Raw genomic sequence first — 15,146 nt, 5'->3', positions numbered from 1 at the left:
TAACTCCGCCCGGCCGGGCGCGTCTGCCGATCGTCGGTTGTCACCCAACGCCGAAGGGGCGGCGCCCGGTTGGCCGGGCGCCGCCCCTCACGGGTGCGTCGGTGTCACGCCGCCAGCTTCGCCAGCGCCGCGTCGATGCGGGTCAGGGTCTTCTCCTTGCCCAGGATCTCCAGGGACTCGAAGAGGGGCAGGCCGACCGTACGGCCGGTGACGGCCACGCGGACCGGGGCCTGGGCCTTGCCGAGCTTGAGGCCGTGGACCTCGCCGGCGGCCAGGACGGCCTCCTTCAGGGACTCCGCGGAGGTCCAGTCCGCGGACTCCAGCTTTTCGCGGGCCGTGCGGAGCAGCGCGTCCGAGCCCTCCTTCATGGCCTTCGCCCAGCTCGGCTCATCGACGACGGGCTCGGCGAGGAACAGGAAGTCGACGTTGTCCGTGATCTCCGAGAGGACCTTCAGCCGGGTCTGGGCGTGCGGGGCGATCGCGTGCCACTTCGACTCGTCGAAGTCCTCCGGCGCCCAGGGGGCGAACGGGGCCCGCAGCCAGGAGGCGCAGCGCTCGGTGAAGTCCTTCACGTCCAGCAGGCGGATGTGGTCGCCGTTGATCGACTCGCACTTCTTGAGGTCGAAGCGGGCCGGGTTGGGCTGGACGTCCGCGATGTCGAAGGCCGCGACCATCTCGTCCATCGTGAAGATGTCCTGGTCGGCCGAGAGCGACCAGCCGAGGAGGGAGAGGTAGTTGAGCAGCCCCTCGGGCAGGAAGCCGCGCTCGCGGTACAGGTTGAGCGAGGACTCCGGGTCGCGCTTGGAGAGCTTCTTGTTGCCCTCGCCCATCACGTACGGCAGGTGGCCGAAGGACGGGGTCTGCTTGGCGATGCCCAGCTCGGTCAGCGCCTTGTACAGGGCGATCTGGCGCGGGGTGGAGGAGAGCAGGTCCTCGCCGCGCAGGACGTGGGTGATCTCCATCAGGGCGTCGTCGACGGGGTTCACTAGCGTGTAGAGGGGTGCCCCGTTGGCTCGTACGATCCCGTAGTCCGGCACGTTCTCCGGGGTGAACGTCAGCTCGCCGCGGACCAGGTCCGTGAAGGTGATCGTCTCGTCGGGCATGCGGAAGCGGACGATGGGCGCACGGCCCTGCGCCTTGTACTCCTCGACCTGCGCGTCGGTCAGCTCACGGCAGTGGCCGTCGTAGCCGGAGGGCTTGCCGGCGGCGCGGGCGGCCTCGCGGCGGGTGTCCAGCTCCTCCTGGGAGCAGTAGCAGCGGTAGGCGTGACCGGCGTCCAGGAGCTTGCCCGCGACCTCCTTGTAGAGGTCCATGCGCTGCGACTGGCGGTACGGCGCGTGCGGGCCGCCGATCTCGGGGCCCTCGTCCCAGTCGAAGCCCAGCCAGCGCATCGAGTCGAGCAGCTGGCCGTAGGACTCCTCGGAGTCGCGGGCCGCGTCGGTGTCCTCGATGCGGAAGACGAGCGTGCCCTGGTGGTGCTTGGCGAACGCCCAGTTGAACAGGGCGGTGCGGACCAGGCCCACATGGGGGTTACCGGTGGGCGAGGGGCAGAAACGTACGCGGACGGGTGCGCTAGCCACGCTTGACAACCTTGTTGGTGAGAGTGCCGATGCCTTCGATGGTGACGGCGACCTCGTCGCCGACGGTGAGCGGCCCGACGCCTGCCGGGGTGCCCGTGAGGATCACGTCGCCGGGGAGCAGCGTCATGGCCTCGGAGATGTTGACGATCAGATCCTCGATCGGGTGGATCATCTCGCTGGTGCGGCCGAGCTGACGCTGCTGGCCGTTGACCGTGAGCTGGATCGTGAGGTCGGCGGGGTCGAGGTCCGTCTCCACCCAGGGGCCGAGCGGGCAGGAGGTGTCGAAGCCCTTGGCCCGGGCCCACTGCTTCTCGCGCTTCTGTACGTCGCGGGCGGTGATGTCGTTGGCGCAGGTGTAGCCGAGGATGACGTCCTTGACGCGGTCGCGCGGGACCTCGCGGCACATACGGCCGATGACCACGGCCAGCTCGGCCTCGTGGTGGAGGTCCTCGGAGAAGGACGGGTACTGGATCTCGTCGCCGGAGCCGATCACCGAGGTGGACGGCTTGAAGAAGGCGAACGGGGCGTCGGGGACCTCGTTGCCCAGTTCCCGCGCGTGCTCGGCGTAGTTGCGGCCGTAGGCCACGACCTTGTTGGGGAGCACCGGCGGCAGCAGCCGGACCTTGCTCAGCGGGACCTTCGTACCGGAGAGCTCGAAGTCCGCGAACGGGATGCCCTTGATGATGTCGAGGACGAGCTCGTCAGGCTTGTCGCCCTCGACCGCGCCGAAGGCGACGTTCCCGTCGATGGAGAATCTGGCGATGCGCACGGGATCCTTGCGCCCCTCACTTGAGCCGTCTGGAGTCTGACGCTCCAGGCTAACGCGGCAAAGGGCCGGCGCCTCGCGCATTACGCGGGCGCACCGACGGTCGTACGAGCGTGATCTACTCGGCGGTGGCGGCGACCGGGACGTCCATCAGGATCGTGCGGCGCGGGTTGGCGGTCTGGGCCGGGAGGTCGACGGAGTGCTCCGGGAGCTCCGGGGTCTGCAGGTCGTCGGCGTCCTCGAGGTGCGCCAGCGTCGTGCGCCGCGGGTTGGCTATGTTGCGGAACATCATCGTCGTCTTCACGGTTCTACGAGACCTTGTCGTCTTCGGGCGCCGGACGGGTCCCAAGGGGCCCCGGGCGGGCGCGGGTTGTCAAAGTGTTACGTCATGTAAAGCGTCAGGCTAAACATGCGATTCCCCTCCGAAGGCGTGAAGACCCCATGATCCGCATGTGAGTTTGCTCACGGGGTGAGACGCAAAGCGGTCAATTCAGGCCCGCAGCCCACCCCAACGAAACGGACATTGACCCCCTGAAGGCACCATTCCGCTCCTGATCATGGCGACTGGGACACCCTTGTCGCGTAAGGGATCCGTTCGGGTACGTCCACTTTTGAGTGGATCACTTTCTACGTCTCGTAACCCGTCCCTCACGTGGTGTCACGGAAGTCACAGCCTGGCCTACGGCCCTTGTTGGAGATCCTGCACTGTGCTGGAATCTCACGGACCGCCGCAGGAACGAGCCGGCGCACTGGGGGCGCACCGCGCGCCGGGTGGCGGCGAGTAAGGGGGAGCCAGCGCCGGTCACTCACGACCATCGGGGGGCGTAATTCAGGGCGCCCCCTAGTACGCCGACACCGTGTCCTTCCGTTCACGCGGAGGGGCGCCTGGTCCAGAGGTTGCGACGCTAGTGCAGGGACGTTTCAAGAGGGATGGCAGCGCTTCGGCGGAGCCGGAGCCGCACGGCGGGACTGGCCCGAAAGGCGGCTCCGCGCCCCAGCACGCCCAGAACCCGGGCCAGGCGGCCACGTCCGGCGACGGAGGCGAGCGCTCCGGGCGACCCGGCGCGGCGTCCTCCGGACCCGCGAACCCCGCCGCCCCGACGGTGAAGGCGCCGAAGGGCCCGACCGGCCCCGGCTCGCGAATAGCGCTGCGCAACTGGCGAATCTCCACGCGCCTGGTGTCGCTGCTCGCACTGCCCGTGGTCGCGGCCACCTCGCTGGGCGCCCTGCGCATCAGCGACAACATGGACGACATCCAGCAGCTCGAGAACATGAAGCTGCTGACGGACATGACCAAGCAGGCGACCGCGCTGGCCGACGCGCTCCAGAAGGAGCGCGACCTGTCCGCCGGTCCGCTGGCGCACGGCTCCAGCGCGACCGAGTACACGATCAAGGGTCTGCGCGACAAGACGGACCGCGCCCTCGAGGACTTCGTCGACTCCTCCGAGGAGATCGACACCGAGGGCGGAAGCCTCCAGGGCGTCCGCGAGAACGTGGTGCTCCTGGTCAGCAACCTGCGCGGTATCGAGAAGGTTCGCAACACCGCCTACGAGCAGAAGAACAACTCCACGCAGACGGTGGAGGCCTACCACCGCCTCGTGACGCAGCTGCTCGACCTCTCGCGCGACATGGCGCAGGCGACCAGCAACCCCGAGATGATCCAGCGCACACGTGCCCTGGCGGCCTTCTCCGCCGCCAAGGAGTACTCCTCCGTGCAGCGCGCGGTCCTCGCCGCGGCCCTGCCCGCGAACAAGACGACCTTCGGCAACCTCTCCCAGAACGACCAGCTCTACGCCCAGTCGGCCCTCACCAACGAGGACGCCGAGATCAAGAGCTTCCAGTCCATCTACGGCAAGGCCGACGCCGTCCAGCTCCTGGAACCCATCAGCGACAACAACTCGACCATCCAGTCCGCCGACACCTACGCCAGCCGCGCCCTGGGTTCCACGGACGGTCTGGAGAACCTGGACAAGCGGTCCTACCAGGACTGGGTGGACGACAGCTCCTCCAAGATCGACCAGATGGGCAAGATCGAGCACACGCTGCTCGAGGAGATGGAGCAGAAGGCCCGCGAGCTGCGCAACGAGTCGGAGCAGGAAGCGATCATCTCCGGTGCGCTGATCCTGCTCGTGCTCGGCATCTCGCTCGTCGGCGCCTTCGTCGTGGCCCGGTCCATGATCCGCTCGCTGCGCCGGCTGGAGGAGACCGCCACCAAGGTCGCCACGGACCGGCTGCCCGAGCTGGTCAAGGCGCTGTCCGAGTCCGACCCGCAGGACGTCGACACGTCCGTGGAGTCGGTCGGTGTGCACTCCCGGGACGAGATCGGCAAGGTGGCCGCGGCCTTCGACGACGTGCACCGCGAGGCCGTCCGCCTCGCCGCCGAGCAGGCCCTGCTCCGGGGCAACGTCAACGCGATGTTCACCAACCTCTCGCGCCGCTCCCAGGGTCTTATCCAGCGCCAGCTGTCGCTGATCTCCGAGCTCGAGTCCCGTGAGGCCGACCCGGACCAGCTGTCCTCGCTGTTCAAGCTGGACCACCTCGCGACCCGTATGCGCCGGAACGGTGAAAACCTTCTGGTTCTCGCCGGTGAAGAGCCCGGCCGCCGCTGGACCCGCCCGGTCCCGCTGGTCGATGTGCTCCGCGCCGCCGCCTCCGAGGTGGAGCAGTACGAGCGCATCGAGCTGGCCTCGGTGCCGACCACCGAAGTCGCCGGCCGCGTCGTCAACGACCTCGTGCACCTCCTCGCCGAGCTGCTCGAGAACGCGACCTCCTTCTCCTCGCCGCAGACCAAGGTCAAGGTCACCGGTCACGCGCTGCCCGACGGCCGCGTCCTGATCGAGATCCACGACACCGGCATCGGCCTCTCCCCCGAGGACCTCGCCGCGATCAACGAGCGGCTCGCCTCGCCGCCCACCGTGGACGTCTCGGTCTCCCGACGCATGGGTCTGTTCGTGGTCGGCCGGCTGTCGCAGCGTCACGGCATCCGCATCCAGCTGCGCCCGTCCGACTCCGGTGGTACGACCGCGCTGGTCATGCTGCCCGTCGATGTCGCCCAGGGCGGCAAGAAGCCGCAGCCCAAGCCCGGTCAGGGTGCCGGTGGCGCCCCGTCCGCCGCGCAGGCATCCGCCGGTGTGGCCGCGGCCCGTCGTGGCCCCGGTCAGCAGGGCGGCTCTCTCGGTGCGGGTGCGCCCTTCGGTGGCGGTGCCCTCGGTGCCGGCGCTCAGCCCGGTGGCCGGCTCAATGCCGGTCAGGGGCCGCGGGCCGCGCTGCCGGGCACGGGCAACGGCGGTCGTCCGGGTGCGCCCGGTGGCGCGCGCGGACCCCAGGCTCCCTCGGCTCCTCCGCAGGGCCGGCCTTCCCCGGCCGGTGCGGGCGCCGGGTTCGGCGGTCAGGCGCCGGGTGCTCCGCAGGGGCTGCAGGCCGCGGGTACCTCCGCGCCGCAGGACGCCTTCGGTGGCGGCCGCGGTCCCGTACCGCCGCAGCAGTCCGCTCCCGCGGGCAACTCGGGCAACGAGCAGCAGGGCCGTCGCCGTGGGCGTCAGCTCCCGGGCCGTGGCGGTCCGCGGGCCGAGCTGCCCGGCGGCGGCAACCCGCAGCAGCCCCGGACGCCCAGCTGGAGCGACGAGAACGCGCAGCCTCAGATCTCGCACACCTCGCTCGACACCCCGCGCGGCCATGACGAGCAGGACGCCGCGCAGACGTCCCGTATGCCGCGGATCGACGACCGGCAGGGCCCGGGCGCGACCACGGAGATGCCCGCGATCCCCCGGTCCGACGGCCGCCAGGGTCCCGGCGCCACCTCCGAGTTCGCCCGCCCGGACTTCGACGCCCCGCAGAGCACCGGTCAGTTCGCCCGCTCCGAGTACGACGCGCCGCAGAACACGGGCCAGTTCGCCCGCCCCGGTACCGAGGCTCCGCAGAGCGGCACGGGTTCGTTCGTCCGCCCGGACGTCTTCGGCACCCCGGGGCAGACCAGCCCCTCGGCGACGGGCCAGTTCACGGCTCCGCAGGGGTACGACAACGGCTCCACCGGCCAGTTCCCGATGCCGGGCCAGGACAGCAGCTCCACCGGCCAGCACGCTCTGCCGGGTCACCAGAACTCGCAGCACACCGGCCAGTTCGAGCGACCGCAGACGAACGGCGGACGTGGCCCGGCCGACTTCGGCGCCCCGCGTCCCCCGGTCCCGCCGCGTCCGCAGCGTCCCGCCCGTCAGGAGCCCGAGGCGCTGCCTCCGGCGACGAGCGCCGGCGACGGACGGACGCCGCTGTACGACACCCTGGAGACCAACTGGTTCCACGGTCAGCAGGGCGGCCAGCAGGATCAGCAGGGCAGCGCTCCGGCTCAGGCCCCGCAGACTCCCGCGGCACCACAGTCCCCCGCATCCGCTCCCCAGCGGACCGCGGCCAACGCCTCCTGGCGCAGCTCGCCGAACGACGACCTCGTCCGGCAGGCCGAGCGGGTCAGGCAGCCGGCCGCGGGCGGGGTCACCACCTCCGGCCTGCCGCGCCGGGTGCCCCGGGCGAACCTCGTCCCGGGCACGGCTCAGCAGCAACAGCACCAATCCGGTCCGGCAGTCTCGCGTGCGCCTGATGACGTACGCGGCCGTCTGACCAATCTCCGTCGGGGTATCGCGCAAGGTCGTCAGGCCGGCACCGGCCAGACGGGCAGCTTCCCGAGCCCCACTCACCAGCAGGAGCGTTAGTTGAGCCCGATGAGCCAGGCGGCACAGAACCTGAACTGGTTGATCACCAACTTCGTGGACAACACCCCCGGGGTGTCCCACACCGTCGTCGTGTCCGCCGACGGTCTTCTGCTGGCGATGTCCGAGGGTTTCCCGCGTGACCGTGCCGACCAGCTGGCGGCCGTCGCGTCGGGTCTCACCTCGCTGACGGCCGGGGCCTCCCGGATCTTCGAGGGCGGCGACGTGGCACAGACGGTCGTCGAGATGGAGCGGGGTTTCCTGTTCCTGATGTCCGTCTCGGACGGCTCGTCCCTGGCCGTGCTCGCGCACCCCGAGTGCGACATCGGCCTGGTCGGCTACGAGATGGCCTTGCTCGTCGACCGCGCGGGGGCGGTGCTCACGCCTGATCTCCGCGCCGAACTACAGGGCAGTCTGCTTCACTGACCGGCCCCGGAACCACCTGTCTCACCAAATCACCGTCCGGCCGCCACAATCCCCCCACCGGCCATGTCAGACGGCTTGACTGACCGACTTGCTGTCCCGCCCGGAGGATTCATGACCCCGCCCACCGCCTCTCATGATCCGTACGCGGAGCCGTACGAGGATGAGGGCGACCAGCCGCTGGTACGTCCGTACGCGATGACCGGCGGCCGGACCCGGCCGCGCTACCAGCTCGCCATAGAGGCCCTGATCAGCACCACGGCCGACCCGGCGGCACTGATGGGCCTGCTCCCCGAGCACCAGCGCATCTGCCACCTGTGCCGTGAGGTGAAGTCGGTCGCCGAGGTGTCGGCGCTCCTGGCCATGCCGCTCGGTGTGGCCCGCATCCTCGTCGCGGACCTCGCCGAGGCGGGTCTCGTCGCCATCCACCAGCCGGGCGGCGACGAGAGCACCGGCGCTCCGGACGTGACACTGCTCGAAAGGGTGCTCAGTGGACTTCGCAAGCTCTGACGGAGGCCGGGCGACCACCTCCGCGAAGATCGTGGTGGCCGGCGGCTTCGGCGTCGGCAAGACCACTTTCGTGGGCGCCGTCTCCGAGATCAACCCGCTGCGCACCGAGGCCGTCATGACCTCGGCGAGCGCGGGGATCGACGACCTCACGCACACCGGGGGCAAGACGACCACCACGGTCGCCATGGACTTCGGCCGTATCACCCTGGACCAGGACCTGATCCTGTACCTCTTCGGTACGCCGGGCCAGGACCGCTTCTGGTTCATGTGGGACGACCTGGTGCGCGGCGCCATCGGCGCGATCGTCCTCGTGGACACCCGCCGTCTCGCCGACTGCTTCCCCGCGGTCGACTACTTCGAGAACTCGGGTCTCCCCTTCGTCGTCGCGCTCAACGGCTTCGAGGGGCACCAGCCCTACGCACCCGAGGAGGTGCGCGAGGCGCTGCAGATCGGTCCGGACACCCCGATCATCACGACGGACGCCCGCCACCGCTCGGATGCGAAGAGTGCCCTGATCACGCTGGTCGAGCACGCTTTGATGGCACGGCTGCGGTAGCACTCAAATCGTCCGTGTCGTACGGAAGTTGTCGTAGACGCCCCGGAGCCGGCTGTGTCCTTTGACACGGTCGGCCCTGGTGTTCATAACGTTTCGGCAGAGGAATCGGGTGGTACGGCCACGCGTCGTTGTCAACCGGTCTCACTGCGCTCACAAAAGCCCCGTCATTTGACGGGGCTCGCTCTTTATGACCGTTTTATCTAGGGCTTACATCACTCCGAATCCCCGCCCTCCCATGTTTGGAGGACCGTAGGCCGCCATGCTGGAATGCCTGAACTGCCCAATAGTCAAAGACGTACTCACTAGTCGATGGCGCACTGGGCTCTGAGAGACTGCGGCACAACGTTGGTGCCGACCCCGCCGGAAGGTTGTTGGTCGAGTGAGGCGAAGCAAGAACGGTCCCGAGCCGTCGGCCCGGGGCAACTTCACCCCGCCGCCGCGCGGAGCGGCGCCCGCCCCTGTGCCCGGTTCGGAACCGACGGCAGCGCCGGCTCCGAGCGGCAGCCGTCTCTCCCCGCGCAACTGGCGCGTGCCGACGCGGCTGAACGCGATCCTGCTCATACCCGTGCTGGTCGGCCTCGTCATGGGCGGCTTCCAGGTGAAGAGCTCGATCGACACCTGGCAGCAGGCCGAGGACGCGGAGAAGACCGCACGTCTGGTCCGGGCCGCCCTGACCTACGGCGACGCCCTCTACACCGAGCGCGACTCCACCGCCGCCCCGCTGCTTCAGGACCTGGGCGAGGACGACAAGACGGTCGTCGCCGCCCGCAAGGCCACGGACACCGCCGCCGACGCCTTCGACGAGGCCGCGCAGAACATGCCGCAGACGGCGGGCCTCCAGCGCCGCCTCCAGATCTTCCGCAAGGTGGAGCCGAACCTCCAGAAGCTGCGCACGGCCGCGTACACCGACAAGCTCGACGGCGTGAAGACCGAAGAGGGCTACGTCGAGGTCGCGCACCCCTTGATGGAGTTCTCCAACGAGCTCGGTCTCGGCACCGGAAACATCACCAGCTACGGCCGTACCGTCTACGCGATCGCGCTGACCAAGGCCTCGCTGTCGCTCGAGCGCTCCATCGGCATGCACCTGCTGATCAAGCCGGGCCCCGACGTCAAGAGCTTCGCCGCCCAGCGCACCGCGCTCACCTCGTACGCCTACCTCGAGGGCATCGCCATCGAGGAGTACATCGGTGGTGGCACCGAGGCCGACGCCCAGAAGCTGGACACCCTGCAGAAGCAGGCGACGGCCGACGGCGCGACGATGGCCAAGGAAGCCGAGCAGAAGAACTCCGCCTATGTGGCGCCGCCCGCCGACCCGGTCGACATGGTCAGGGCCATCGGCGGTCTGACCTCCACGGACAAGTCCGAGCGTGACGTGCTCGCCACGAAGGGCATCACCGCCGAGAACTGGTGGGCGGTCAACACCCTCAAGTACAACGTCTACCGGACGATCGAGTCCGACATGGCCGACAAGGCCGTGGACGAGGCCGCCAGCATCGCCGACGACGCCCAGCGCGACGCCTTCATCACCGGTGCCGCCGTCGTGGTCGCCCTGCTCGCCGCGTTCATCCTGGCCGGCATGGTGGCCCGCCAGATGTCCCGCTCGATGCGCCAGCTGCGCAACGCCGCCTTCGGTATCGCCGAGCAGCGCCTGCCGATGCTGGTCGACCAGCTCTCCCGCACCGACCCCGGCCGGGTCGACACCCGGGTCACGCCGATCCCGATCACCTCGACCGACGAGATCGGCGAAGTCGCCCGCGCCTTCGACCAGGTCCACCGCGAGGCCGTCCGGCTCGCCGCCGAGCAGGCTCTCCTGCGGGGCAACATCAACGCGATCTTCACCAACCTGTCGCGCCGCAACCAGTCCCTGATCGAGGGCCAGCTGACCCTCATCACCGAACTGGAGAACAACGAGGCCGACCCGGACCAGCTGGAGAACCTCTTCCGCCTGGACCACCTCGCGACCCGTATGCGCCGCAACGGCGAGAACCTCCTGGTCCTCGCCGGCGAGGAGCCCGGCCGCCGCTGGGACCAGCCGGTCCCGCTGGTCGACGTGCTCCGTGCCGCCTCCTCCGAGGTGGAGCAGTACGAGCGCATCGAGCTCTCGGGCGTCCCGGAGGCCGAGATCCACGGCCGTGCCGTGACCGACCTCGTGCACCTGCTCGCCGAGCTCCTGGAGAACGCCACCACGTTCTCCTCCCCGCAGACCAAGGTCCGTGTGACCGCGACCCGTCTCCCCGACGGCCGCGTGATGATCGAGATCCACGACAAGGGCATCGGCCTCACCGCCGAGGACTTCGCGGACATCAACCACAAGCTGGCCAACCCGCCGACCGTGGACGCCGCGATCTCGCAGCGCATGGGTCTGTTCGTGGTCGGCCGGCTGTCCGACCGGCACGGCATCCGCGTCCAGCTGCGCCCCTCGGGCGAGCAGGCCGGCACGACCTCGCTGGTCATGCTGCCGGACGCGATCACCCACGGTGGTGGTGGCGAGCAGCAGCAGCCGTCCCAGGACGAGTTCACGGTCTCGCAGATCATCCCGGAGCAGAGCTTCGGCGGCGAGAACTTCAACAACGGCCTGCCGATGCGCACGGCCGCCGAGCTCGGCTTCGACGACAGCCGCTACACCGAGGTCCCGGACGACATACGCGAGCTGGACCCCGTAGGCCGCTCCCTCATGCGTGAGGAGCGCCGCGCGGCCCTGGAGGCCCAGCACGGCCAGCCGTCCCTGGAGGGCCCCGCGAACCCGTCGTACGCCGACGAGTTCGACGCGCAGCAGGCCGCCTACGACAACGGCCACGGCGGCTTCCAGCAGCCCTCCGGCTACGAGGAGCAGCAGCAGTCGCCCTACGCCGAGCCGCAGCGCGCCGCGTACGAGGAGCCGCAGCAGCCGTCGTACGACGAGCAGTACTACGCGCCGAACGGCGGTGTGCCGCAGAACGACGCCTTCTCGTCGAACGGCGGCTACCCCGAGCCCACGTATGCGGAGCCCGCTCAGGCGGACCACACGTCCGTACCGGAGTCCATCCCGGCCTTCGAGGAGCGCCGCTACCAGGACGACTGGCCGCAGCAGGACGGGTACCAGAACGGGTACCAGGGCCAGTACGCTCCCGAAGCGGAATCCGCGCAGGCCACTGACGTCGGTGAGCGCGACCACGTAGGCTTCGACCGTCCGGGTCCGGCCCCGTCGGCCGCTCACGACCTGACCGAGGCGGGGCTCCCCCGCCGCGGATCCGGCGGGGGCGGAGCGAACGGCACGGCCCGTGCGAACGGAACGAACGGCACGGGCACCACGACCGACATGTTCGGCTCGCGGCACGTGGCCCAGGAGCCGCCGGCCTCCGCACCGGAGAGCAACGGCAACGGCAACGGTGACTGGCGCTCGGCCAACGACGAGCGCTGGCAGCAGGCTTCGGCGCTCAAGAAGCCCAAGGCGGGCGGGGTCACCTCCTCCGGTCTGCCGAGGCGGGTGCCCAAGGCCAACCTGGTCGAGGGAGCCGCCGAGACCACCCCCCAGGGCGGCCCACAGGTCTCCCGCGCTCCCGAGGACGTCCGGGGCAGGTTGAGCAACCTGCGCCGCGGTGTCGAGCGGGGTCGCAGCGCAAGCAGTGAAACGAACGGTCAGGGCTTCGGTCCTGACAGCACCTACAACCAGGAGCGTTAGTGTGAGCCCGATGAGCCAGGCGGCACAGAACCTGAACTGGTTGATCACCAACTTCGTGGACAACACCCCCGGGGTGTCCCACACGGTGGTGGTCTCCGCCGACGGACTCCTTCTGGCGATGTCCGAGGGTTTTCCGCGTGACCGCGCCGACCAGCTTGCGGCCGTCGCCTCCGGTCTGACCTCACTGACCGCCGGTGCCTCGCGCATCTTCGAGGGCGGCAGCGTGAACCAGACGGTTGTGGAGATGGAGCGGGGATTCCTCTTCATCATGTCCGTCTCCGACGGATCCTCGCTCGCAGTTCTCGCACATCCCGAGGCCGACATCGGTCTCATCGGGTACGAGATGGCGCTCCTGGTGGACCGTGCAGGTACGGTCCTGACGCCCGATCTTCGGGCCGAGCTCCAAGGGAGCCTTCTCAACTAACAGACAGACGGTGCGTTTTGGCGTCCCGAGGCCATAAGGTTTCGGGACGCGGCTCCACAGTGATGCGGTGCCCGGGCACAGTCGGAGGAGGAGAGAAAGTGGCAACACCCCCAGGCGGTTCATCGTCCGGTAATTGGTCGTACGGCCCTGGCCAGGGTCAGAACGACGGTTCCCAGAACCCGAACCGTTACAACTTCCCCTCCGCACCGAGCCATCGGCAGCCGTACGCGCCCCAGGGCCCCGGGCCCTCGCCGTACGACCAGCCGTCGGCACCGCGTATCCAGCCTGTGCAGCCGCAGCGACGCGCCCCTGAGCCGGCGCCCGCAGGGGCGTCGAACAACCCCTTGGTGCGCCCGTACGCCATGACCGGCGGCCGGACGCGCCCGCGCTACCAGCTCGCCATCGAGGCACTGGTGCACACCACCGCGCAGCCGCACCAGATGCAGGGCCAGTTGCCCGAGCATCAGCGGATCTGCAACCTCTGCCGAGAGATCAAGTCGGTAGCCGAAGTCTCGGCTCTGCTCACGATCCCTCTCGGCGTGGCCAGGATCCTCGTCGCCGACTTGGCGGAGGCGGGCCTGGTCGCCATTCATCAGCCCGGCGGCGACGAGAACGCCGGCGGCCAGCCAGACGTGACACTGCTCGAAAGGGTGCTCAGTGGACTTCGCAAGCTCTAGCGGCGGTCCTTCCCGCTCCACCACCTCGGCGAAGATCGTGGTGGCGGGTGGCTTCGGCGTGGGCAAGACCACGTTCGTCGGGGCCGTTTCGGAGATCAACCCGCTGCGCACCGAGGCCGTCATGACGTCCGCTTCCGCGGGCATCGACGACCTCACCCACACCGGTGACAAGACCACCACCACGGTGGCCATGGACTTCGGCCGTATCACCCTGGACCAGGATCTGATCCTGTACCTCTTCGGTACGCCCGGTCAGGACCGCTTCTGGTTCATGTGGGACGACCTGGTGCGCGGCGCCATCGGCGCGATCGTCCTCGTGGACACGAGGCGCCTTGCCGACTGCTTCCCGGCTGTCGACTACTTCGAGAACTCGGGGCTTCCTTTTGTGATCGCCCTGAACGGGTTCGACGGGAACCAGCCGTACAACCCGGACGAGGTCCGGGAGGCGCTGCAGATCGGCCCGGACACCCCGATCATCACGACGGACGCGCGGCACCGGGCGGATGCGAAGTCGGCTCTGATCACGCTGGTGGAGCACGCCCTCATGGCAAGGCTGCGGTAGGAAGTTCCTGCGGCTACTGGGCTGCCTCGGACGGTTGTACGCCGTCTGCGGCAGTCCTTTGGCTTGTCGCGCAGTTCCCCGCGCCCCTTAGGTACGTTGAAGGGCCCCTCTCTAGAGAGGGGCCCTTCAACGTAGTCAGCGTATGGCTCAGTGCCAGCTGTGCGGGGCGCGGAAGCCGCCCTCGCGTTCCAGGCGGCGCCAGCCGGCCTTGGGGTGGGTGTGGTGCTGGTCCGGGGAAGCGGGCTGGGCGGCGGCGCGGGCCAGGAGGATCGCGGTGATCGCGGCGACTTCCTCGGGCTCGGCGTGGCCCTTCTCGACGCGGATGTCGGGAGTGTTCATGGGTGTCAGTCTCCGTGAGAGAGGTTTCCGCAGGGGTGTCGCGGAGGGTCCGCTGGGTTACTGCGGGGGGTTGCCGTGCTTGCGGGACGGCAGGTCGGCGTGCTTGGACTGGAGCATCGCCAGGGACTTGATGAGGACCTCGCGGGTCTCCGCCGGGTCGATCACGTCGTCCACCAGGCCGCGCTCGGCCGCGTAGTACGGGTGCATGAGCTCGGACTTGTACTCCTTGACCATGCGGGCCCGCATGACCTCGGGGTCCTCGGCGTCCGCGATCTGCCGGCGGAAGATGACGTTGGCGGCACCTTCGGCGCCCATCACGGCGATCTCGTTCGTCGGCCACGCGTAGGTGAGGTCCGCACCGATGGACTGGCTGTCCATGACGATGTAGGCGCCTCCGTATGCCTTGCGCAGGATCAGCGAAATCCGCGGCACGGTCGCGTTGCAGTAGGCGTAGAGGAGCTTCGCGCCGTGGCGGATGATTCCGCCGTGCTCCTGGTCGACGCCCGGGAGGAACCCGGGGACGTCCAGGAAAGTGACGATCGGGATGTTAAAAGCGTCACACATCTGGACGAAACGCGCAGCTTTTTCACTCGCCTCGATGTCCAGGACGCCCGCGAGGGACTGCGGCTGGTTCGCCACGATGCCGACGACCTGGCCGTCGAGGCGGGCCAGAGCGCAGATGATGTTCCGCGCCCAGCGCTCGTGGACCTCGAGGTAGTCGCCGTCGTCGACGATCTCCTCGATGACCTTGGCCATGTCGTACGGCCGGTTGCCGTCCGCGGGGACCAGGTCGAGCAGTACGTCGCCACGGCGGTCCGCGGCGTCCGTGGACTCCACGCGCGGCGGGTTCTCACGGTTGTTCTGGGGCAGCATCGACAGGAGGTAGCGCACCTCCGCGATGCAGGTCTCCTCGTCGTCGTACGCGAAGTGGCAGACGCCCGAGGTCTC

At 69.2% G+C, this 15,146-nt stretch carries 13 protein-coding genes; 8 read left to right on the top strand and 5 right to left on the bottom strand.

Features of this window, described 5'->3' with window-relative positions; genetic code table 11:
• Positions 1-104: 104 nt before the first annotated feature.
• The 3 genes from gltX to ACWD3I_RS28005 form a co-directional block, all read right to left on the bottom strand.
• Positions 105-1,589 carry a glutamate--tRNA ligase gene (gene gltX / locus ACWD3I_RS28015; RefSeq protein ID WP_365402588.1) on the bottom strand — a complete coding sequence of 495 codons (1,485 nt, stop codon included), beginning with the start codon at positions 1,587-1,589 and terminating at the stop codon, positions 105-107.
• On the bottom strand, positions 1,573-2,349 hold the full coding sequence (locus ACWD3I_RS28010) for a fumarylacetoacetate hydrolase family protein (protein WP_266887611.1): 777 nt from the start codon (positions 2,347-2,349) through the stop codon (positions 1,573-1,575). Before ACWD3I_RS28010 ends, gltX begins: the two co-directional genes overlap by 17 nt.
• 115 nt (positions 2,350-2,464) lie before the next feature.
• The gene (locus ACWD3I_RS28005) at positions 2,465-2,650 is read right to left on the bottom strand and encodes a hypothetical protein (protein WP_365402584.1); all 186 of its coding nucleotides are present in this window, start codon (positions 2,648-2,650) and stop codon (positions 2,465-2,467) included.
• Between the two features lie 604 nt (positions 2,651-3,254).
• Between ACWD3I_RS28005 and ACWD3I_RS28000 the strand changes: the two genes are divergently transcribed.
• The 8 genes from ACWD3I_RS28000 (at position 3,255) to ACWD3I_RS27965 (ending at position 13,859) form a co-directional block, all read left to right on the top strand.
• Positions 3,255-7,049: a sensor histidine kinase gene (locus ACWD3I_RS28000; RefSeq protein WP_365402582.1), complete on the top strand. Its 3,795-nt coding sequence runs from the start codon at positions 3,255-3,257 to the stop codon at positions 7,047-7,049.
• A 9-nt stretch (positions 7,050-7,058) separates the two neighbouring features.
• Positions 7,059-7,472, top strand: a complete 414-nt coding sequence (locus ACWD3I_RS27995) for a roadblock/LC7 domain-containing protein (protein WP_005479910.1) — start codon at positions 7,059-7,061, stop codon at positions 7,470-7,472.
• A 111-nt stretch (positions 7,473-7,583) separates the two neighbouring features.
• Entirely contained in the window at positions 7,584-7,979 is a 396-nt protein-coding gene (locus ACWD3I_RS27990; protein ID WP_030611532.1) for a DUF742 domain-containing protein, read from the top strand.
• On the top strand, positions 7,960-8,535 hold the full coding sequence (locus ACWD3I_RS27985) for a GTP-binding protein (RefSeq protein ID WP_046258886.1): 576 nt from the start codon (positions 7,960-7,962) through the stop codon (positions 8,533-8,535). The genes ACWD3I_RS27990 and ACWD3I_RS27985 overlap by 20 nt, the downstream gene beginning before the upstream one ends.
• Before the next feature lie 379 nt (positions 8,536-8,914).
• The gene (locus ACWD3I_RS27980) at positions 8,915-12,196 is read left to right on the top strand and encodes a nitrate- and nitrite sensing domain-containing protein (protein WP_365402579.1); all 3,282 of its coding nucleotides are present in this window, start codon (positions 8,915-8,917) and stop codon (positions 12,194-12,196) included.
• A gap of 10 nt (positions 12,197-12,206) precedes the next feature.
• Positions 12,207-12,620, top strand: coding sequence for a roadblock/LC7 domain-containing protein (locus tag ACWD3I_RS27975; protein ID WP_005479603.1), 414 nt, complete (start codon positions 12,207-12,209; stop codon positions 12,618-12,620).
• A gap of 98 nt (positions 12,621-12,718) precedes the next feature.
• A complete protein-coding gene (locus ACWD3I_RS27970) occupies positions 12,719-13,297 on the top strand; it encodes a DUF742 domain-containing protein (RefSeq protein ID WP_046258888.1) in 579 nt (192 codons plus the stop codon).
• Positions 13,278-13,859, top strand: a complete 582-nt coding sequence (locus tag ACWD3I_RS27965) for a GTP-binding protein (protein ID WP_026248371.1) — start codon at positions 13,278-13,280, stop codon at positions 13,857-13,859. Before ACWD3I_RS27970 ends, ACWD3I_RS27965 begins: the two co-directional genes overlap by 20 nt.
• A gap of 147 nt (positions 13,860-14,006) precedes the next feature.
• On the opposite strand, the gene ACWD3I_RS27960 is transcribed toward ACWD3I_RS27965, so the two are convergent.
• Together ACWD3I_RS27960 and ACWD3I_RS27955 are read right to left on the bottom strand one after the other, a co-directional pair.
• Entirely contained in the window at positions 14,007-14,198 is a 192-nt protein-coding gene (locus tag ACWD3I_RS27960; RefSeq protein ID WP_365402576.1) for an acyl-CoA carboxylase subunit epsilon, read from the bottom strand.
• Between the two features lie 57 nt (positions 14,199-14,255).
• Positions 14,256-15,146, bottom strand: an 891-nt coding sequence (locus ACWD3I_RS27955) for an acyl-CoA carboxylase subunit beta (RefSeq protein ID WP_365402573.1), incomplete at its 5' end; no start/stop codon positions are given.

The organism is Streptomyces sp. NPDC002817, from assembly GCF_053592055.1.
Note: the sequence above shows the minus strand (reverse complement) of the source record. Positions and strands in the feature narration are given on the sequence as shown.

Bases quoted from the DNA above. Each gene is read 5' to 3' on its own strand.
- ACWD3I_RS27995 (WP_005479910.1), top strand. From the start codon at position 7,059: ATGAGCCAGGCGGCACAGAACCTGAACTGGTTGATCACCAACTTCGTG.
- ACWD3I_RS27990 (WP_030611532.1), top strand. From the start codon at position 7,584: ATGACCCCGCCCACCGCCTCTCATGATCCGTACGCGGAGCCGTACGAG.
- ACWD3I_RS27975 (WP_005479603.1), top strand. From the start codon at position 12,207: ATGAGCCAGGCGGCACAGAACCTGAACTGGTTGATCACCAACTTCGTG.
- ACWD3I_RS27960 (WP_365402576.1), bottom strand. From the start codon at position 14,198: ATGAACACTCCCGACATCCGCGTCGAGAAGGGCCACGCCGAGCCCGAG.